General features: G+C 66.0%; 27 protein-coding genes. All 27 read left to right on the top strand.

Going from position 1 to position 16,419, the window contains the following annotated elements; genetic code table 11:
• Positions 1-6 precede the first annotated feature (6 nt).
• The 27 genes from rplB (at position 7) to FNH21_RS03665 (ending at position 16,412) form a co-directional block, all read left to right on the top strand.
• A complete protein-coding gene (gene rplB / locus FNH21_RS03795; RefSeq protein WP_055768070.1) occupies positions 7-846 on the top strand; it encodes a 50S ribosomal protein L2 in 840 nt (279 codons plus the stop codon).
• Between the two features lie 12 nt (positions 847-858).
• Positions 859-1,140: a 30S ribosomal protein S19 gene (gene rpsS / locus FNH21_RS03790; protein WP_026549122.1), complete on the top strand. Its 282-nt coding sequence runs from the start codon at positions 859-861 to the stop codon at positions 1,138-1,140.
• 37 nt (positions 1,141-1,177) lie between these two features.
• Positions 1,178-1,543 carry a 50S ribosomal protein L22 gene (gene rplV / locus FNH21_RS03785; protein ID WP_055768073.1) on the top strand — a complete coding sequence of 122 codons (366 nt, stop codon included), beginning with the start codon at positions 1,178-1,180 and terminating at the stop codon, positions 1,541-1,543.
• Complete coding sequence (gene rpsC, locus FNH21_RS03780; protein WP_191931584.1) at positions 1,544-2,380, top strand: 30S ribosomal protein S3; 837 nt, start codon at positions 1,544-1,546, stop codon at positions 2,378-2,380. It begins immediately after the preceding gene.
• Positions 2,381-2,797: a 50S ribosomal protein L16 gene (rplP, locus tag FNH21_RS03775; protein WP_049829176.1), complete on the top strand. Its 417-nt coding sequence runs from the start codon at positions 2,381-2,383 to the stop codon at positions 2,795-2,797.
• 2 nt (positions 2,798-2,799) lie between these two features.
• Complete coding sequence (rpmC, locus tag FNH21_RS03770) at positions 2,800-3,144, top strand: 50S ribosomal protein L29 (protein ID WP_152812412.1); 345 nt, start codon at positions 2,800-2,802, stop codon at positions 3,142-3,144.
• Entirely contained in the window at positions 3,141-3,452 is a 312-nt protein-coding gene (gene rpsQ / locus FNH21_RS03765) for a 30S ribosomal protein S17 (protein ID WP_152812410.1), read from the top strand. The genes rpmC and rpsQ overlap by 4 nt, the downstream gene beginning before the upstream one ends.
• A 324-nt stretch (positions 3,453-3,776) precedes the next feature.
• On the top strand, positions 3,777-4,145 hold the full coding sequence (gene rplN, locus FNH21_RS03760; protein ID WP_049829173.1) for a 50S ribosomal protein L14: 369 nt from the start codon (positions 3,777-3,779) through the stop codon (positions 4,143-4,145).
• 3 nt (positions 4,146-4,148) lie between these two features.
• On the top strand, positions 4,149-4,523 hold the full coding sequence (rplX, locus tag FNH21_RS03755; protein WP_152812408.1) for a 50S ribosomal protein L24: 375 nt from the start codon (positions 4,149-4,151) through the stop codon (positions 4,521-4,523).
• Positions 4,523-5,098 carry a 50S ribosomal protein L5 gene (gene rplE / locus FNH21_RS03750; RefSeq protein ID WP_055768087.1) on the top strand — a complete coding sequence of 192 codons (576 nt, stop codon included), beginning with the start codon at positions 4,523-4,525 and terminating at the stop codon, positions 5,096-5,098. Before rplX ends, rplE begins: the two co-directional genes overlap by 1 nt.
• 87 nt (positions 5,099-5,185) lie before the next feature.
• A complete protein-coding gene (rpsH, locus tag FNH21_RS03745) occupies positions 5,186-5,584 on the top strand; it encodes a 30S ribosomal protein S8 (RefSeq protein WP_043440638.1) in 399 nt (132 codons plus the stop codon).
• Positions 5,585-5,602: 18 nt separating this feature from the next.
• Positions 5,603-6,139: a 50S ribosomal protein L6 gene (rplF, locus tag FNH21_RS03740; RefSeq protein ID WP_055768089.1), complete on the top strand. Its 537-nt coding sequence runs from the start codon at positions 5,603-5,605 to the stop codon at positions 6,137-6,139.
• A 2-nt stretch (positions 6,140-6,141) separates the two neighbouring features.
• On the top strand, positions 6,142-6,525 hold the full coding sequence (gene rplR / locus FNH21_RS03735) for a 50S ribosomal protein L18 (protein ID WP_055768092.1): 384 nt from the start codon (positions 6,142-6,144) through the stop codon (positions 6,523-6,525).
• Between the two features lie 29 nt (positions 6,526-6,554).
• A complete protein-coding gene (gene rpsE, locus FNH21_RS03730) occupies positions 6,555-7,262 on the top strand; it encodes a 30S ribosomal protein S5 (protein ID WP_152812406.1) in 708 nt (235 codons plus the stop codon).
• On the top strand, positions 7,262-7,480 hold the full coding sequence (gene rpmD / locus FNH21_RS03725; protein WP_055768095.1) for a 50S ribosomal protein L30: 219 nt from the start codon (positions 7,262-7,264) through the stop codon (positions 7,478-7,480). The genes rpsE and rpmD overlap by 1 nt, the downstream gene beginning before the upstream one ends.
• The gene (gene rplO, locus FNH21_RS03720; RefSeq protein WP_152812404.1) at positions 7,480-7,968 is read left to right on the top strand and encodes a 50S ribosomal protein L15; all 489 of its coding nucleotides are present in this window, start codon (positions 7,480-7,482) and stop codon (positions 7,966-7,968) included. Before rpmD ends, rplO begins: the two co-directional genes overlap by 1 nt.
• A gap of 224 nt (positions 7,969-8,192) precedes the next feature.
• A complete protein-coding gene (gene secY, locus FNH21_RS03715) occupies positions 8,193-9,503 on the top strand; it encodes a preprotein translocase subunit SecY (RefSeq protein ID WP_055768099.1) in 1,311 nt (436 codons plus the stop codon).
• Positions 9,504-9,508: 5 nt separating this feature from the next.
• Positions 9,509-10,072 carry an adenylate kinase gene (locus tag FNH21_RS03710; RefSeq protein ID WP_152813947.1) on the top strand — a complete coding sequence of 188 codons (564 nt, stop codon included), beginning with the start codon at positions 9,509-9,511 and terminating at the stop codon, positions 10,070-10,072.
• Between the two features lie 6 nt (positions 10,073-10,078).
• Positions 10,079-10,906 (top strand): type I methionyl aminopeptidase, encoded by an 828-nt coding sequence (map, locus tag FNH21_RS03705; protein WP_152812402.1) that lies wholly within the window; start codon positions 10,079-10,081, stop codon positions 10,904-10,906.
• Between the two features lie 283 nt (positions 10,907-11,189).
• Positions 11,190-11,411 carry a translation initiation factor IF-1 gene (gene infA, locus FNH21_RS03700; protein ID WP_019481515.1) on the top strand — a complete coding sequence of 74 codons (222 nt, stop codon included), beginning with the start codon at positions 11,190-11,192 and terminating at the stop codon, positions 11,409-11,411.
• A 21-nt stretch (positions 11,412-11,432) separates the two neighbouring features.
• Complete coding sequence (gene rpmJ, locus FNH21_RS03695) at positions 11,433-11,546, top strand: 50S ribosomal protein L36 (RefSeq protein ID WP_043440658.1); 114 nt, start codon at positions 11,433-11,435, stop codon at positions 11,544-11,546.
• Between the two features lie 163 nt (positions 11,547-11,709).
• Positions 11,710-12,087 (top strand): 30S ribosomal protein S13, encoded by a 378-nt coding sequence (gene rpsM, locus FNH21_RS03690; RefSeq protein WP_043440660.1) that lies wholly within the window; start codon positions 11,710-11,712, stop codon positions 12,085-12,087.
• A gap of 140 nt (positions 12,088-12,227) precedes the next feature.
• Positions 12,228-12,629: a 30S ribosomal protein S11 gene (gene rpsK, locus FNH21_RS03685; protein ID WP_019481517.1), complete on the top strand. Its 402-nt coding sequence runs from the start codon at positions 12,228-12,230 to the stop codon at positions 12,627-12,629.
• Between the two features lie 150 nt (positions 12,630-12,779).
• Complete coding sequence (locus FNH21_RS03680) at positions 12,780-13,790, top strand: DNA-directed RNA polymerase subunit alpha (protein WP_055769255.1); 1,011 nt, start codon at positions 12,780-12,782, stop codon at positions 13,788-13,790.
• 67 nt (positions 13,791-13,857) lie between these two features.
• Positions 13,858-14,475, top strand: coding sequence for a 50S ribosomal protein L17 (gene rplQ / locus FNH21_RS03675; protein WP_152812398.1), 618 nt, complete (start codon positions 13,858-13,860; stop codon positions 14,473-14,475).
• Between the two features lie 22 nt (positions 14,476-14,497).
• Positions 14,498-15,469 carry a tRNA pseudouridine synthase A gene (locus tag FNH21_RS03670; RefSeq protein ID WP_152812396.1) on the top strand — a complete coding sequence of 324 codons (972 nt, stop codon included), beginning with the start codon at positions 14,498-14,500 and terminating at the stop codon, positions 15,467-15,469.
• A 121-nt stretch (positions 15,470-15,590) separates the two neighbouring features.
• On the top strand, positions 15,591-16,412 hold the full coding sequence (locus tag FNH21_RS03665) for a DUF4397 domain-containing protein (RefSeq protein WP_152812394.1): 822 nt from the start codon (positions 15,591-15,593) through the stop codon (positions 16,410-16,412).
• Positions 16,413-16,419 lie beyond the last annotated feature (7 nt).

The following is a 16,419-nucleotide window of genomic DNA, read 5'->3' as shown; positions in this document are numbered from 1 at the left end:
TGAGTTATGGGAATCCGTAAATACAAGCCGACAACCCCGGGCCGTCGTGGCTCGAGCGTTGCCGACTTCGCAGAAATCACCCGGTCGACGCCGGAGAAGTCGTTGGTCCGTCCCCTTCCCAAGAAGGGTGGACGCAACAACACCGGTAAGATCACGACCCGCCACAAGGGCGGTGGACACAAGCGTCAGTACCGTCTGATCGACTTCCGCCGCCACGACAAGGACGGCGTCGACGCCCGCGTCGCGGAGATCGAATACGATCCGAACCGCACCGCGCGCATCGCCCTCCTGCACTACGTCGACGGCACCAAGCGCTACATCGTCGCACCGAACAAGCTCAAGCAGGGTGACTTCGTCGAGGCCGGAGCCGGGGCGGACATCAAGCCCGGCAACAACCTGCCGCTGCGCAACATCCCCGTGGGTACCGTCATCCACGCCGTCGAGCTCCGCCCGGGTGGCGGCGCGAAGATGGCTCGCTCCGCAGGTGCCTCGGTCCAGCTCGTCGCCAAGGAAGGCCGCTTCGCCCAGCTGCGACTGCCCTCCGGCGAGATCCGCAACGTCGACGTCCGCTGCCGCGCGACGATCGGCGAGGTCGGCAACGCCGAGCAGTCGAACATCAACTGGGGCAAGGCCGGCCGTAACCGCTGGAAGGGCATCCGCCCGACCGTCCGCGGTGTCGCCATGAACCCGGTCGACCACCCGCACGGTGGTGGCGAGGGCAAGACCTCCGGTGGACGCCACCCGGTCAACCCGAACGGTAAGGCTGAAGGCCGCACCCGTCGCCCCAACAAAGAGAGCGACTCACTCATCGTGCGTCGCCGTCGTTCCGGCAAGAACAAGCGATAGGAGCCTGGAGACATGCCACGCAGCCTGAAGAAAGGCCCCTTCGTCGATCAGCACCTGTATGTAAAGGTCGCTCGCGAGAACGAATCGGGCACGAAGAACGTCATCAAGACGTGGTCCCGCCGCTCCATGATCGTCCCCGACATGCTCGGGCACACGATCGCGGTGCACGACGGACGCAAGCACATCCCGGTGTTCGTCACCGAGTCGATGGTCGGGCACAAGCTCGGCGAATTCGCTCCCACGCGGACCTTCCGCGGCCATGTTAAGGACGACCGCAAGGGCAAGCGCCGCTAGGCGCTGCTCTTACGGCTAAGACGAGAGAAGGAAAGCAATGGAAGCCAAGGCTATTGCGCGTCATATCCGCGTAACGCCTATGAAGGCCCGGCGCGTCGTCAACCTTGTTCGTGGTAAGCAGGCGAATGAGGCTCTGGCTATTCTGAAGTTTGCCCCACAGGTTGCTTCGGAGCCGGTATTCAAGGTGGTCCAGTCGGCGATGGCCAACGCACGAGTCCTCGCGGACCGTGACGGCGTCGCCTTCGACGAGGACAACCTCATCATCAGCGAGGCATTCGTTGATGAAGGCCCCACGATGAAGCGGTTCCGGCCGCGCGCCCAGGGCCGTGCGTTCCGCATCAACAAGCGGACCAGCCACATCACGGTTGTCGTCGCTACCCCTGAGAAAGTGGAGGTCCGCTAAGTGGGACAGAAAGTAAACCCGCACGGGTTCCGACTCGGCATCACCACCGACCACAGGTCACACTGGTTCGCCGACAGCAACAAGCCGGGCCAGCGCTACCGCGACTTCGTCCGTGAGGACATCAAGATCCGCCAGCTGATGTCGACCGGCATGGACCGCGCCGGCATCGCGAAGGTCGAGATCGAGCGCACCCGTGACCGTGTCCGCGTGGACATCCACACGGCACGTCCCGGTATCGTGATCGGCCGCCGTGGAGCCGAGGCGGACCGCATCCGCGGCGAGCTCGAGAAGCTCACCGGCAAGCAGGTCCAGCTGAACATCCTCGAGGTCAAGAACCCCGAGATCGAGGCACAGCTCGTCGCCCAGGGCATCGCTGAGCAGCTCTCCTCCCGCGTGGCCTTCCGCCGCGCGATGAAGAAGGCCATGCAGTCCGCCCAGCGTGCGGGAGCCAAGGGCATCCGTGTCCAGTGCTCCGGTCGCCTCGGTGGCGCCGAGATGAGCCGTTCGGAGTTCTACCGCGAGGGACGCGTTCCCCTGCACACGCTCCGCGCCAACATCGACTACGGCTTCTTCGAAGCGAAGACCACCTTCGGCCGCATCGGCGTGAAGGTCTGGATCTACAAGGGTGACGTCACGGCGAAGGAACTCGCAGCCCAGGCTGCCGCTGCTCCTTCCCGCGGCCGCGGTGGAGACCGTCCGGGCCGTGGCCCTGCCGGCGCCGACCGTGGCGGCGACCGTCGTCGTCGCGCTCCCGAGCGTTCCGAGGGCCAGGGTGCGTCAGCACCCGCCGAGACCGCCGCAGCTTCTACAGCCGCGACTGAAGGAGGACAGGCTTAAATGCTTATCCCACGTCGAGTGAAGTTCCGTAAGCAGCACCACCCGGGTCGCTCGGGCGCTGCTACGGGCGGTACCGAGGTCAGCTTCGGCGAGTGGGGTATCCAGGCGCTGAGCCCGGCATACGTCACCAACCGGCAGATCGAGTCCGCTCGTATCGCCATGACCCGCCACATCAAGCGTGGCGGCAAGGTCTGGATCAACATCTATCCGGACCGCCCGTTGACCAAGAAGCCCGCCGAGACCCGCATGGGTTCCGGTAAGGGTTCGCCCGAGTGGTGGGTGGCCAACGTCAAGCCAGGACGTGTTCTCTTCGAACTGTCCGGTGTTTCCGAAGAGGTAGCCCGCGAAGCCCTGCGCCTCGCGATCCACAAGCTGCCGTTGAAGGCACGCATTGTGCGTCGTGAGGGTGGTGAATAGTTATGGCTCTGGGTTCAAAGGAACTGGCAACAGACCAGCTGGACGGCTTCGACAAGGACCGTCTGGTGGAAGAACTGCGCAAGGCCAAGGAGGAGCTGTTCAACCTCCGATTCCAGTCGGCCACCGGCCAGCTGGAGAGCCACGGTCGCCTTCGCTCGGTCAAGCGCGACATCGCCCGCATCTACACGGTGCTGCGTGAGCGCGAACTGGGTATCCGTCCCGAGGTCGTCGCTCCCGTCGAGGAAGCGAAGCCCGCGAAGGCGGAGAAGCCCAAGAAGGCCAAGAAGGCAGCCACGAAGGACGAACCTTCCGTGAGCACCGAGGCTTCTGAGGAGGACGCCAAATGAGTGAGCAGCAGAGCGAGACGACCGTAGGAACCGAGAAGGCCGTGCACGACGCCGACTCGCGCGGCTACCGCAAGGTACGTCGTGGCTACGTCGTCTCGGACAAGATGGAGAAGACCATCGTGGTCGAGGTCGAGGACCGCGTGAAGCACGCCCTGTACGGCAAGGTGCTTCGCCGCAGCTCCAAGGTCAAGGCGCACGACGAGAACAACACCGCCGGCATCGGCGACATGGTCCTCATCAGCGAGACCCGCCCGCTGTCCGCCACCAAGCGGTGGCGCCTGGTCGAGGTCATCGAGAAGGCCAAGTAGCACCCGAGCACGACCAGGGACCGGCCCGCCGGCTCCCAACCGGAATGCCCCGGACACGATTTCGTGTCCGGGGCATTCTCGCGATACGATAAGAATCTTGTCTGTCTGGTGGGTTGGCGCATGCCCTCACGAGGTTCCCTCGCGGGTGACCCTCACACCGGGCAAATAGGCAAAAGCCCGATGATCTTGTTCACCACCCCATGCAGGTTTCCTGCAGGACCGTGCGCCCAGGCGCACGCGTGGTGAGGACCAGTATCTCGGGGCCCACCCATATCCGTTCCGCAAGGCTCGATGAGAGAACCGGCGCGACGACAGGAGTAATCAGTGATTCAGCAGGAGTCGCGGCTAAAGGTCGCCGACAACACGGGGGCCAAGGAAATCTTGACCATCCGCGTTCTCGGAGGATCCGGGCGCCGCTACGCAGGCATCGGCGACGTCATCGTCGCCACGGTGAAGGACGCCATCCCGGGCGGAAACGTCAAGAAGGGCGACGTCGTCAAGGCGGTCATCGTCCGCACCAAGAAGGAACGCCGCCGTGCGGACGGTTCCTACATCAAGTTCGACGAGAACGCAGCAGTGATCCTGAAGAACGACGGCGACCCCCGCGGTACCCGTATCTTCGGCCCTGTCGGTCGCGAGCTCCGCGACAAGCGTTTCATGAAGATCATCTCGCTGGCGCCGGAGGTGCTGTAGTCCATGGCACAGAAGACAAAGCTCAAGATCAAGAAGGGTGACCTCGTGCAGGTCATCACCGGGGCCAAGCAGGAGCGCGGTGGAGACCGCGGCAAGCAGGGCAAGGTCCTCAAGGTGTTCCCCGAGTCCAACCGCGTCCTCGTGGAAGGCATCAACCGGATCACCAAGCACACCAAGGTCGGGCAGTCGCAGCGCGGCACCAAGACCGGTGGCATCGAGGTCGTCGAGGCGCCGGTGCACATCAGCAACGTGGCCGTCGTCGATCCCGAGACCAAGAAGCCGACGCGCATCGGATACCGCACCGAGACCGTCGAGCGCGACGGCCGTGAGCGCGTTGTCCGCGTCCGCATCGCCAAGTCATCAGGGAAGGATCTGTAATGACTGTCGAGACCACAGAGACCAAGGTTCTTCCCCGTCTCAAGGCCCGCTACGCGGCCGAGATCAAGGCGACCCTGCAGGAGCAGTTCAACTACTCCAACGTGAACCAGGTCCCCCGCCTGGTCAAGGTCGTCGTGAACATGGGTGTCGGTGACGCCGCCAAGGACTCCAAGCTGATCGACGGGGCCGTCAAGGACCTCACGGCGATCACGGGCCAGAAGCCCCAGGTCACCAAGGCCCGGAAGTCCATCGCGCAGTTCAAGCTCCGTGAAGGAATGCCCATCGGTGCACACGCGACCCTGCGTGGAGACCGCATGTGGGAATTCACGGACCGCCTCATCTCCCTCGCACTGCCCCGTATCCGCGACTTCCGCGGCCTCAACGGCAAGCAGTTCGACGGCAACGGCAACTACACCTTCGGCCTCACGGAGCAGTCCATGTTCCACGAGATCGACCAGGACCGTATCGACCGTGTACGTGGCATGGACATCACCGTCGTCACCACCGCCAAGACCGACGCCGAGGGCCGCGCGCTCCTCAAGGCGCTTGGCTTCCCCTTCAAATCCGAAGATTAATCTAACTACGTTGCAGGTCCGCTCCAGCCGGCACCCTGAGTGCTGGTCGGAGACCGGAAACCGTTTCGAGGAAGGGCAAGAGCCCACATGACAATGACAGATCCTGTCGCAGACATGCTCACGCGTCTGCGCAACGCCAACTCGGCTTACCACGACTCCGTGTCCATGCCGTACAGCAAGCTGAAGGCCCGCGTCGCGGACATCCTGAAGGCCGAGGGCTACATCGCCGGCTGGAAGGAAGAGGAAGCGGAGGTCGGCAAAAAGCTGACCATCGACCTCAAGTTCGGCCCGGACCGCCAGCGCTCCATCGCCGGCATCCGCCGCATCTCCAAGCCCGGCCTCCGCGTGTACGCCAAGTCCACCAACCTGCCGCACGTGCTCGGCGGACTCGGTATCGCCATCCTGTCCACGTCCTCCGGTCTGCTCACGGACCGCCAGGCATCCAAGAAGGGTGTAGGTGGGGAAGTCCTCGCCTACGTCTGGTAACGGGAAAGGGAACAGAACATGTCACGTATTGGACGTCTCCCCATCACCGTTCCTGCCGGTGTCGACATCACGGTCGACGGCAACGTCGTCTCGGTCAAGGCCGCCAAGGGCGAACTGAGCCACAGGGTGCCCAGCCCCATCGAGGTCACCCTCGACGGCGGGATCCTCACCGTCTCCCGGCCGAACGACGAGCGCGAGTCGCGCTCGCTGCACGGCCTGACGCGCACGCTGATCTCCAACATGATCGTCGGAGTCACCGAGGGCTACAAGAAGAACCTCGAGATCGTCGGCACCGGTTACCGCGTGCAGGCGAAGGGCAGTGACCTCGAGTTCGCCCTGGGCTACAGCCACCCGGTCGCCGTCAAGGCTCCCGAGGGCATCACCCTGACCGTGGACAGCCCCACCAAGCTCTCGGTCGCGGGCATCAACAAGCAGCAGGTCGGCGAGGTCGCTGCAACCATCCGCAAGCTGCGCAAGCCTGACCCGTACAAGGGCAAGGGCATCCGCTACGCAGGCGAGATCATCCGCCGCAAGGTCGGAAAGGCTGGTAAGTAACCATGGGTCTGAGCATCAACAAGAAGCGCAGCTCGAAGAGCAAGTCCGCCTCGCGCGGACGTCGCCACCTCCGTGTACGCAAGCGCGTCTCGGGCACGGCCGTGCGTCCGCGCCTGGTCGTCAACCGTTCGGCCCGCCACGTATTCGTGCAGGTCGTCGACGACACCAAGGGCATGACCGTCGCCTCGGCATCCACCCTCGAAGCGGACCTCCGGTCCTTCGACGGTGACAAGACCGCCAAGGCCAAGCGCGTCGGCGAGCTCGTCGCGGCACGGGCCATGGCTGCAGGCGTCGAGGCCGTCGTCTTCGACCGTGGTGGCAATAAGTACCACGGTCGGGTTGCAGCCATCGCAGACGGTGCACGTGAAGGTGGGCTGTCACTGTGACCGAGGAAACCAAGGCAAAGGAAGCCCCATTGAATACGGCTACAGAGCAGCCCGCGGCCGAAGCTCCGGCTGCAGGCGCAACCGACACCGCGTCGGCTGACGCCAACCGCTCCAACGCGCGGGGCAACTCGCGCGGCGGTGACCAGCGCGGCGGCAACGCCCGCGGTGGCGAGCGCGGCGGCCGTGGCGGCCGTGACGGCGGTCGGAACGACGACAAGGACAAGTTCATCGAACGCGTCGTCACCATCAACCGCGTCGCGAAGGTCGTCAAGGGCGGCCGTCGCTTCAGCTTCACCGCCCTCGTGGTGGTCGGTGACGGCAACGGCATGGTCGGCGTCGGTTACGGAAAGGCGAAGGAAGTTCCCTCCGCCATCCAGAAGGCCGTCGAGGAAGCCAAGAAGACGATGTTCCGCGTTCCGCGGATCGGTGGCACCGTCCCGCACCTGGTGCAGGGCGAGGCCGCAGCCGGCGTCGTGCTGCTCCGTCCCGCGTCCCCGGGTACCGGTGTGATCGCCGGTGGTCCGGTGCGTGCCGTGCTCGAGTGCGTCGGCATCCACGACGTCCTCTCGAAGTCGCTCGGTTCGGCGAACGCCATCAACATCGTTCACGCGACCGTCGATGCCCTGAAGCGCCTCGAAGAGCCCCAGGCAGTCGCGGCCCGCCGCGGCCTGCCCCTCGACGAGGTCGCATCCCACCAGATGCTGCGCGCGATCGCAGCTCAGAAGGCAGGTGCGTGATGACCGCCATCACTCCGAAGCGCGTAGTCGTGAGCACCAAGCAGCTCTCGATCACACAGATCAAGTCCGCCATCGGCGGCAAGCAGAACCAGCGCGACACGCTGCGGTCGCTCGGCCTCAAGCGGATCGGCCACACCGTGGTCCGTGAAGCGGATGCCGTCACCGTCGGCATGGTCAACACGGTTCCGCACCTCTTGAAGGTTGAGGAGGCCAACTAATGGCAGAGAAGAACACTGCGGCTCCGGCCGCCAGCGAGGAGCGCGTCCACGCCCTCAAGGTCCACCACCTGCGTCCCGCCCCGGGTGCCAAGACGGCGAAGACCCGTGTCGGCCGTGGTGAGGGTTCGAAGGGTAAGACTGCCGGCCGTGGAACCAAGGGAACCGCAGCGCGCTACCAGGTGAAGGCAGGATTCGCGGGTGGCCAGCTGCCCCTGCACATGCGCCTTCCGAAGCTGCGCGGCTTCAAGAACCCGTTCCGCGTGGAGTTCCAGGTCGTCAACCTGGACAAGCTGTCCGAGCTGTACCCCGCCGGCGGCGACGTCACGGTGGACAGCCTGGTGGCGAACGGTGCGGTCCGCAAGAACCAGCCCGTCAAGGTGCTGGGTACGGGCGAGATCACGGTAGCCGTGAACGTCTCGGCCGACGCCTTCTCCGCCTCAGCGGCAGAGAAGATCGTCGCTGCGGGCGGAACCGTCACCGAACTGTAGGCCACTGACCGACCCCTTCCCCGTGTCTCGGGGGAGGGGTCGGCTGTGATCGACAGCACTGAGGAACTAGACTTCTGGTGGGCAGGACCGAATCGGCCCACCAGGAGTCTTTTTTCGGCTCCGGCCACCCCAGGGCCGGCGTGTGTCTCGCGCCGGCGACCAACCGTTAGACTCGGTTGTTGTGCACGGTCCGCCACAGGACCAACAGACCTTCAGGAGGACGCTTGCTTAGCGCTATTGGCCGGGCATTCCGGACGCCAGACTTGCGGCGCAAGCTGTTGTTCACGCTGGGAATCATCACCATCTTCCGCCTCGGGGCCTTCATCCCCGCCCCGGGAGTCGACTACGGCAACGTCCAGCAGTGCCTGGACCTCGGCAACACCGACGGCGGCCTGTACCAGTTCGTCAACCTCTTCAGCGGTGGAGCCCTCCTGCAGGTCTCGATCTTCGCGCTGGGCATCATGCCGTACATCACCGCGAGCATCATCACCCAGCTCCTCCGGGTGGTCATCCCCCGTTTCCAGGAGCTGCACCAGGAAGGCGCCCAGGGCCAGTCCAAGCTGACCCAGTACACGCGCTACCTGACGATCGCCCTCGGTCTCCTGAACGCCACGACTCTCGTCTCGCTCGCGCGCTCGGGGGCGTTGCTCGGCAACTGTCCCGTCCCGCTGATCCCGGACGATTCGCTCATCACGATCATCCTGCTCATCATCACCCTGACGGCCGGCACCGGCCTCATCATGTGGATGGGCGAGCTCATCACCGAGCGCGGCGTCGGCAACGGCATGTCGCTGCTCATCTTCACCGCGATCGCGGCCGGGTTCCCGACCTCGCTGGGCGAGATCTTCCGCACCCAGGGTGCCACCGTGTTCGCCTTCGTGCTCCTTATGGGCGTCGTCGTCGTCGCCCTCGTGATCTTCGTGGAGCAGTCGCAGCGCCGTATCCCGGTCCAGTACGCCAAGCGCATGGTCGGCCGCCGCACCCTCGGCGGCAGCAGCACGTACATCCCCATCAAGGTCAACATGGCTGGTGTCATCCCGGTCATCTTCGCGTCGTCGATGCTGTACCTGCCGAGCCTGATCGCGCAGTTCAACACGCCGCAGGACGGAACGCCTCCGGCCGACTGGGTCAACTGGATCACCACGTACCTCACCAGTGGGGACCACCCCCTCTACATGGCGATGTACTTCCTGCTGATCGTCTTCTTCACGTACTTCTACGTCGCCATCACGTTCAACCCGGACGAGGTCTCCGACAACATGAAGAAGTACGGCGGCTTCATCCCGGGCATCCGCGCAGGCCGGCCCACCGCCGAGTACCTGCAATACGTACTGTCCCGCATCACCCTGCCGGGCGCCATCTACCTCGGTCTCGTGGCGCTCATCCCGCTGATCGCCCTCGTGGCGATCGGCGCCAACCAGAACTTCCCCTTCGGCGGTACGTCGATCCTGATCATGGTGGGCGTGGGGCTGGAGACCGTCAAGCAGATCGACGCGCAGCTCCAGCAGCGTCACTACGAAGGGTTGTTGCGTTGACGAGAATGCTCATCATCGGTCCTCCGGGTTCCGGCAAGGGAACACAGGCGGCCCGCATCTCGGAGCGTCTCGCCGTCGTGGCGATCTCGACCGGGGACATCTTCCGCGACAACGTGAAGCGCGAGACCCCGCTGGGGCTCGAGGCGAAGAAGTTCATGGACGCCGGGGACTTCGTCCCCGACAGCGTCACGAACAGCATGGTGCGGGACCGGCTGGCAGCTGACGACGTCCAGGAGGGCTTCCTCCTCGACGGGTACCCGCGCACCGCCGCCCAGGTGACGGAGCTCGACGACATCCTGCGGGAGAACGAGCTGGATCTCGACGTCGTCCTCCAGCTCACGGCCGATGACGAGGAACTGGTCAAGAGGCTCCTCGGACGGGCGAAGCTCGACGGACGGTCGGACGACAACGAGCGGGTGATCCGCCATCGCCTCGGGCTCTACCACGATCAGACCGAGGCCGTCGTGTCGAGGTACGACGAGCGGGGGATCGTGACGAAAGTGAACGGTATCGGCTCGATCGACGAAGTCACCGAGCGCGTCATGGCGGCACTCAAGGTCGCGAGCTAGGACCGCATGTTCCGTCAGCCGAAGGTCGAGTACAAGACCAACGAGCAGATGCTCGTGATGCGCGATGCCGGCCTGGTGCTTTCCAGGGCGCTCGACGAGGCAGTGGCTGCCGTGCGGGTCGGTGTGACCACGGCGGAGCTCAACGGGGTGTTCGAGGCTGTCCTCCAGGAGGAGGGCGCGACATCGAACTTCCTCGGGTACCACGGCTTCCCGGCCAGCATCTGCACCTCGGTGAACCACGAGGTGGTCCACGGCATCCCCGGCGGATACGCGCTGCAGGACGGCGACATCATCTCGATCGACGGCGGCGCGGTCGTCAGGGGCTGGCACTCCGACTCGGCGCGCACCGTGATCGCCGGGACGCCGCGGCCGGAGGACGTCCGGTTGTCCCGGATCACCGAGGACGCAATGTGGCGGGGTATCGCAGCGCTCGCCTCCGGGCGGTTCGTCGGTGACATCGGTGCCGCGATCGACGACTACGTCTCGTCCGTCCCGGGGCCGGCACTCGGCATCCTCGAGGACTACGTGGGGCACGGGATCGGCACCCAGATGCACCAGGCGCCGGACGTGCTCAACTACAGGAGCTCGAATCGCGGGCCGAAGGTCCGGCCGGGCCTGTGCCTCGCCATCGAGCCGATGCTCGTGCAGGGCGGGCTGCAGACCGCGGTGCTCGACGACGACTGGACGGTCGTGACGACGGACGGCAAGCGCGCCTCCCAGTGGGAGCACAGCGTCGCCGTGCACGACGGCGGCATCTGGGTGCTGTCCGCGCCGGACGGGGGAGCCTCGCGGCTGGAACCGCTCGGCGTCACTCCGGCTCCCCTGCACGTGTGAGGCAACGGCCGCGCTCCCGCACGGCCCGATCCTTCCGCCGCTCATCCCGTCAGGCCCTGCAGCCCGCTGCAGGGCCTTCGTCGTCCGGAGCGCAGGACCGGGGCGCGATTTAACCATTCGCGGACGATGGAGTAGAGTCGTCTGTTGGTTGTCTCTGCTTTTCGTGCCCAACGGGCCCCGGAGACCATCCTGCGGGACGAGCTCAGGCTCCCCGCGGGTCTGACAATCAAAACCCCAAACCCGTCCACCGTGCAAGTGGTGGGCATCGACGTTAGCGGAGGATATGGCCAAGAAAGACGGTGTCATTGAGATTGAAGGCACTGTGAACGAGGCGCTGCCCAATGCGATGTTCCGCGTTGAGTTGGCCAACGGTCACATTGTTCTCGCCCACATCTCGGGAAAGATGCGCCAGCACTACATCCGAATCCTTCCTGAGGACCGGGTCGTAGTGGAACTCAGCCCGTACGACCTCACCCGGGGCCGTATCGTCTACCGCTACAAATAAGAATCAACTCGAAGGAAAACCATGAAGGTCAACCCGAGCGTGAAGCGGATCTGCGAGAAGTGCCAGGTGGTTCGCCGCAAGGGCAACGTTCTCGTCATCTGCGAGAACCCGCGCCACAAGCAGCGCCAGGGCTGAGAACCTCCCCCCGAGGTTCTTCCCGCGCGTAGAAGTACATTCAACGGCAGAACAGCGTCCCCCAGGGGACGGACACCCCCGGCTCGGAGGCCGGGGACCGGAACACCGGTTCCGGGCACGTTCTGCTCCACACCTCCGGCACCACTGAAGGAGCACCGCCACCATGGCACGTCTCGCTGGCGTAGACATCCCCCGCGAAAAGCGGGTAGTCATCGCGCTTACCTACATCTACGGCGTGGGCAAGACCCGTGCGGAGAAGACGATCGTCGACACGGGGATCTCCCCGAACACGCGCGTCAAGGACCTCTCCGACGTCGAGCTCGTCCAGCTCCGCGACTACATCGAGGGCAACTTCAAGGTCGAGGGTGACCTACGCCGTGAGGTCGCCGCCGATATCCGCCGCAAGGTCGAGATCGGCAGCTACGAAGGCATTCGGCACCGCCGCGGCCTTCCCGTACGCGGACAGCGTACGAAGACCAACGCTCGTACCCGCAAGGGCCCGAAGCGCACGGTCGCAGGCAAGAAGAAGGTCGGACGCTAGATCCCCACCGGCTCCCTGACATGACTCGCTAGCGCTCGTCAGGCCAGGGGACCCTCGCCGGCGGAGGCCCCTGTTTGCGGGACCTCCAGCAGGATTCGATCCGACTCAATGCTTTACCCAATACCTTCGTAGGAGAAGTAATGCCCCCCAAGACTCGTGGAGCGGTGCGTAAGCCGCGTCGCAAGGACAAGAAGAACATCGCGCTCGGCCAGGCGCACATCAAGAGCACGTTCAACAACACGATCGTCTCCATCACGGACCCCAGCGGAGCAGTCATCTCCTGGGCCTCCGCCGGTGAGGTCGGTTTCAAGGGCTCGCGCAAGTCCACCCCCTTCGCTGCGCAGATGGCTGCGGAGGCCGCTGCCAAGCGTGCGCAGGAGCACGGCGTCAAGAAGGTCGACGTCTTCGTGAAGGGTCCCGGATCCGGTCGCGAGACCGCGATCCGCTCGCTGCAGGCCACGGGCCTCGAGGTCGGATCCATCCAGGACGTCACCCCCAGCGCCCACAACGGCTGCCGCCCGCCGAAGCGTCGCCGCGTCTGATCGGCCTGCCGTCACCGCGCCGCCTTGCAGGAACGAAAGTTCCGGCAGGGCGGTTCGGTGCCGTTCCCGGTCGCTCCAGAGCCGGCTGACCAGCAGTCCCGCCCCACTGAGAAGCGTCATATAGCGGATGCTTCCTGAAAGGAAATGTACGTGCTCATTGCACAGCGCCCCACCCTGACTGAAGAAGTCGTCGCCGACAACCGCTCGCGGTTCGTCATCGAGCCCCTAGAGCCCGGCTTCGGTTACACCCTCGGCAACTCGCTCCGCCGCACGCTCCTGTCCTCGATCCCCGGCGCAGCCGTGACGAGCATCCGGATCGACGGCGTGCTGCACGAATTCACCACGGTTCCCGGTGTCAAGGAAGACGTCACCGAGATCATCCTGAACATCAAGAACCTCGCCGTCTCCTCGGAGCACGACGAGCCGGTCGTCGCCTACCTGCGCAAGCAGGGTCCCGGCGTCGTCACCGCGGCGGACATCGCGCCTCCCGCCGGCGTCGAGTTCCACAACCCGGACCTGCACATCGCGACGCTCAACTCGAAGGGCAAGTTCGAGCTCGAACTGACCATCGAGCGTGGCCGCGGCTATGTGTCCGCCTCGCAGAACAAGTCCGGCGACTCCGAGATCGGCCGGATCCCGGTCGACTCGATCTACTCGCCGGTCCTGAAGGTCACCTTCCGCGTGGAAGCCACCCGTGTGGAGCAGCGCACCGACTTCGACAAGCTGATCGTCGACGTCGAGACGAAGGACGCCATCGCTCCCCGCGACGCCGTCGCGTCGGCCGGCACCACCCTGGTGGAACTGTTCGGGCTCGCCCGTGAGCTCAACACCGCCGCCGAAGGCATCGAGATCGGCCCGTCACCGACGGACGCCGCCCTGGCTGCCGACATGGCGCTGCCCATCGAGGACCTCGAACTGACGGTCCGCTCGTACAACTGCCTCAAGCGTGAGGGCATCCACTCCGTGGGTGAACTCGTTGCACGTTCCGAGGCCGATCTCATGGACATCCGCAACTTCGGTGCGAAGTCCATCGACGAGGTCAAGGCGAAGCTCGTCGAGCTCGGTCTGTCCCTGAAGGATTCCCCTCCAGGGTTCGACCTCGCCGCCCGCGCTGCCGCCATCGAAGAGGACGACGCCGCCTACGGCGACGAAGAGCTCTAACAACGCTATCCGTACGCCCGCTGGTCTCCGGATCGGCGGGCGGACACCCTAATGAGGAGAAAGAACCATGCCCACACCCACCAAGGGCCCACGCCTCGGAGGCGGTCCGGCGCACGAACGCCTGATGCTCGCCAACCTGGCCGCCTCACTGTTCGAGCACAAGCGCATCACCACCACGGTGACGAAGGCCAAGCGCCTCCGCCCCTACGCCGAGCGTCTCATCACGTTCGCGAAGAAGGGTGACCTCGCGTCGCGTCGCCGCGTCCTCGGCGTCATCAGCAGCAAGAGCATCGTCCACGAACTGTTCACGGACATCGCTCCGGCCGTCGCCAACCGCGAGGGCGGCTACACCCGCATCACGAAGATCGGCAACCGCAAGGGCGACAACGCCCCCATGGCGGTCATCGAACTGGTGCTGGAGCCCATGTCGGCCAAGCAGTCCGTGGTCGCCGAGGCCGAGCAGGCCAAGGCTCCCGCCGCTGCCGCGCCGGTCGCCGGATCCGTCGACTCACCCGAGTCCGCTGATTCCGTCGACTCGGTCGATTCCGCAGAATCCGCCGAGTCCGCTGAGTCCGCCGCATCTGCCGAAGAGGTAGCTGCCGAGGACACCACGGTCGACGCCGAAGCCGGCACCGCCGACGAGGTCGTCGTCGTCGAGGGCACGGTCGAGGACGAGAAGAAGTAATTCTTCCCACTCGACGCACGCCATGACCACCCAGGAGCCCGCCGTACCCGAGAGGGACGGCGGGCTTCTGCGTGTCCGCCTCGACATCGCGTACGACGGATCGCCGTTCTCCGGCTGGGCCCTTCAGCCAGGGCTCGTCACCGTCCAGGGCGTCCTCGAGGACGCCCTCTTCACGCTGCTGAGGCGTTCCGTACGGCTGACGGTGGGCGGGCGCACGGACGCAGGCGTCCATGCACGGGGGCAGGTGGCCCACGCCGACCTCACTGCGGAGGAATGGGCGGGCATGGGGAGGGGACGTGACGTCGACCCGGCGGATGCCTTCCGTCGCCGCCTGACCGGGACCATCAACCGCGTCCTGACCGACGGCGTCAGCGGCAGGGGACGCTCCGTGCGGAACTCCGTCCCCGCCGTCGTCGTGCGTTCCGCTTCGCGTGCGCCCAGCGGGTTCGATGCTCGCTTCTCCGCACTCTGGCGCCGGTACAGCTACGGCATCGCCGACTCGGTGACGGGCCAGGACCCGCTCCACCGGCACACCACCCTGTGGTACTCGGCACCACTCGACGTGGAGCTGCTCAACGAGGGCGCCGCCCACCTGCTCGGAATGCAGGACTTCGCGGCGTTCTGCAAGCCGCGGGAGGGGGCCACGACCATCAGGGAACTGCAGCGCTACGAGTTCGTGCGCGGGAAGGACGGTGCCATCACAGCGACCGTCCAGGCCGATGCCTTCTGCCACAACATGGTGCGCGCGCTGATCGGCTCGACGCTGCGGGTGGGTGCGGGGGAGATGCCGCCGGTCTGGCTGGCCCAACGCCTCGCCGCCCGCCTCAAGGACGCGCGGTCCATCCTCGCTGCCCCGCACCCGCTGGTCCTCGAGGAGATCGCCTATCCGGGGGAGGGCGAGCTCGCCGGTCGGGCCGCCCTGACGCGTGCGCGCCGGACCTCCGGGCACCTCTCCGACGGCTCGGCGCAGGGCATCGACGCGGACGAGGACTGACACGGCCCAGGGCACCGTCGCACTTCTTTTCGTCATCCTGCATCCAGAGCGGCCTCCCGGCCGGTAGTACGGGTGTAAGGATCAATCGGAGGCTCCGCGGAGCCCGAACGAGGAGAAGAACATGCGCAAGAGCTTCTATGCAGTCGGTGCGGTCGCAGCGCTGGGTGTCGCCGGCGTCGCCAGCCCCGCCATCGCGGCGGAGACGGCGGACACGGCCCAGCTGTCCGTCCTCCACGCCGTCCCCGACCTCACGGTGGACGTCTACGTCAACGGGGACCTGACCCTCGACGACTTCACGCCCGGAACCCTCGCCGGGCCCCTCGAGCTCCCGGCGGGTGACTACGAACTGGCCGTGACGGCAGCGGATGCCGACGACGCCGGCGCCCCTGTCATCGGCCCCGTCACCGTCACCCTCGCAGCCGGCGGGAACTACACCGCGACGGCCAACCTCGACGCCGAGGGCACGCCCACCGCCAACTTCTACACGAATGACGTCTCCGCGGTCGAGGCCGGGAAGGCGCGCCTCACCGTGCGGCACACCGCCGCCGCTCCTGCTGTCGACGTACTGGCCGGTGGCGCGCCCGTGGTCGAGAACCTGAGCAACCCCGACGAGGCGACGCTCACGACTGATCCCGGGACGATCTCGGCAGCAGTCGCCGCCACGGGAACCACCGCGCCCGTGATCGGCCCGGCCGACCTCACGCTCGCGGAGGGCACCGCGACGATCGTGTACGCGTGGGGCAGTCTCGAGGACGGCAACCTCGCCCTCGCCACGCAGGTCATCGAGGGGCTCCACTCCGATCCCGCCGCCGTTCCGGGCGCGCAGGCCGGACCGGCACAGGACAGCTCGGGCATGCTCCTGGGAGCGGGCGCGGTAGGCCTCGTGCTGCTCTCCGGCGCCGCGGTGGCAGCTCGCGTCCGGAGCTCGCGCGCGGCCGCCTGAGCAGGCC

The sequence above is a fragment of the Arthrobacter bussei genome (genome assembly GCF_009377195.2).
Taxonomy (GTDB): domain Bacteria; phylum Actinomycetota; class Actinomycetes; order Actinomycetales; family Micrococcaceae; genus Arthrobacter_D; species Arthrobacter_D bussei.
The sequence above is the reverse complement of the archived record's forward strand: the minus strand, read 5'-3'. Positions and strand labels throughout refer to the sequence as shown.

Coding starts and splice junctions, on each gene's coding strand:
- FNH21_RS03665 (WP_152812394.1), top strand. CDS start 15,591: ATGCGCAAGAGCTTCTATGCAGTCGGTGCGGTCGCAGCGCTGGGTGTC.
- rplB (WP_055768070.1), top strand. CDS start 7: ATGGGAATCCGTAAATACAAGCCGACAACCCCGGGCCGTCGTGGCTCG.
- rplR (WP_055768092.1), top strand. CDS start 6,142: ATGGGTCTGAGCATCAACAAGAAGCGCAGCTCGAAGAGCAAGTCCGCC.
- rpmC (WP_152812412.1), top strand. CDS start 2,800: ATGGCTCTGGGTTCAAAGGAACTGGCAACAGACCAGCTGGACGGCTTC.
- FNH21_RS03670 (WP_152812396.1), top strand. CDS start 14,498: ATGACCACCCAGGAGCCCGCCGTACCCGAGAGGGACGGCGGGCTTCTG.
- rpsM (WP_043440660.1), top strand. CDS start 11,710: ATGGCACGTCTCGCTGGCGTAGACATCCCCCGCGAAAAGCGGGTAGTC.
- rplP (WP_049829176.1), top strand. CDS start 2,381: ATGCTTATCCCACGTCGAGTGAAGTTCCGTAAGCAGCACCACCCGGGT.
- rpmJ (WP_043440658.1), top strand. CDS start 11,433: ATGAAGGTCAACCCGAGCGTGAAGCGGATCTGCGAGAAGTGCCAGGTG.
- rplX (WP_152812408.1), top strand. CDS start 4,149: ATGGCACAGAAGACAAAGCTCAAGATCAAGAAGGGTGACCTCGTGCAG.
- rpsK (WP_019481517.1), top strand. CDS start 12,228: ATGCCCCCCAAGACTCGTGGAGCGGTGCGTAAGCCGCGTCGCAAGGAC.
- rplF (WP_055768089.1), top strand. CDS start 5,603: ATGTCACGTATTGGACGTCTCCCCATCACCGTTCCTGCCGGTGTCGAC.
- rplE (WP_055768087.1), top strand. CDS start 4,523: ATGACTGTCGAGACCACAGAGACCAAGGTTCTTCCCCGTCTCAAGGCC.
- rplQ (WP_152812398.1), top strand. CDS start 13,858: ATGCCCACACCCACCAAGGGCCCACGCCTCGGAGGCGGTCCGGCGCAC.
- rplO (WP_152812404.1), top strand. CDS start 7,480: ATGGCAGAGAAGAACACTGCGGCTCCGGCCGCCAGCGAGGAGCGCGTC.
- infA (WP_019481515.1), top strand. CDS start 11,190: ATGGCCAAGAAAGACGGTGTCATTGAGATTGAAGGCACTGTGAACGAG.
- rpmD (WP_055768095.1), top strand. CDS start 7,262: ATGACCGCCATCACTCCGAAGCGCGTAGTCGTGAGCACCAAGCAGCTC.
- rpsH (WP_043440638.1), top strand. CDS start 5,186: ATGACAATGACAGATCCTGTCGCAGACATGCTCACGCGTCTGCGCAAC.
- map (WP_152812402.1), top strand. CDS start 10,079: ATGTTCCGTCAGCCGAAGGTCGAGTACAAGACCAACGAGCAGATGCTC.
- rpsQ (WP_152812410.1), top strand. CDS start 3,141: ATGAGTGAGCAGCAGAGCGAGACGACCGTAGGAACCGAGAAGGCCGTG.
- rplV (WP_055768073.1), top strand. CDS start 1,178: ATGGAAGCCAAGGCTATTGCGCGTCATATCCGCGTAACGCCTATGAAG.
- rpsS (WP_026549122.1), top strand. CDS start 859: ATGCCACGCAGCCTGAAGAAAGGCCCCTTCGTCGATCAGCACCTGTAT.
- FNH21_RS03710 (WP_152813947.1), top strand. CDS start 9,509: ATGCTCATCATCGGTCCTCCGGGTTCCGGCAAGGGAACACAGGCGGCC.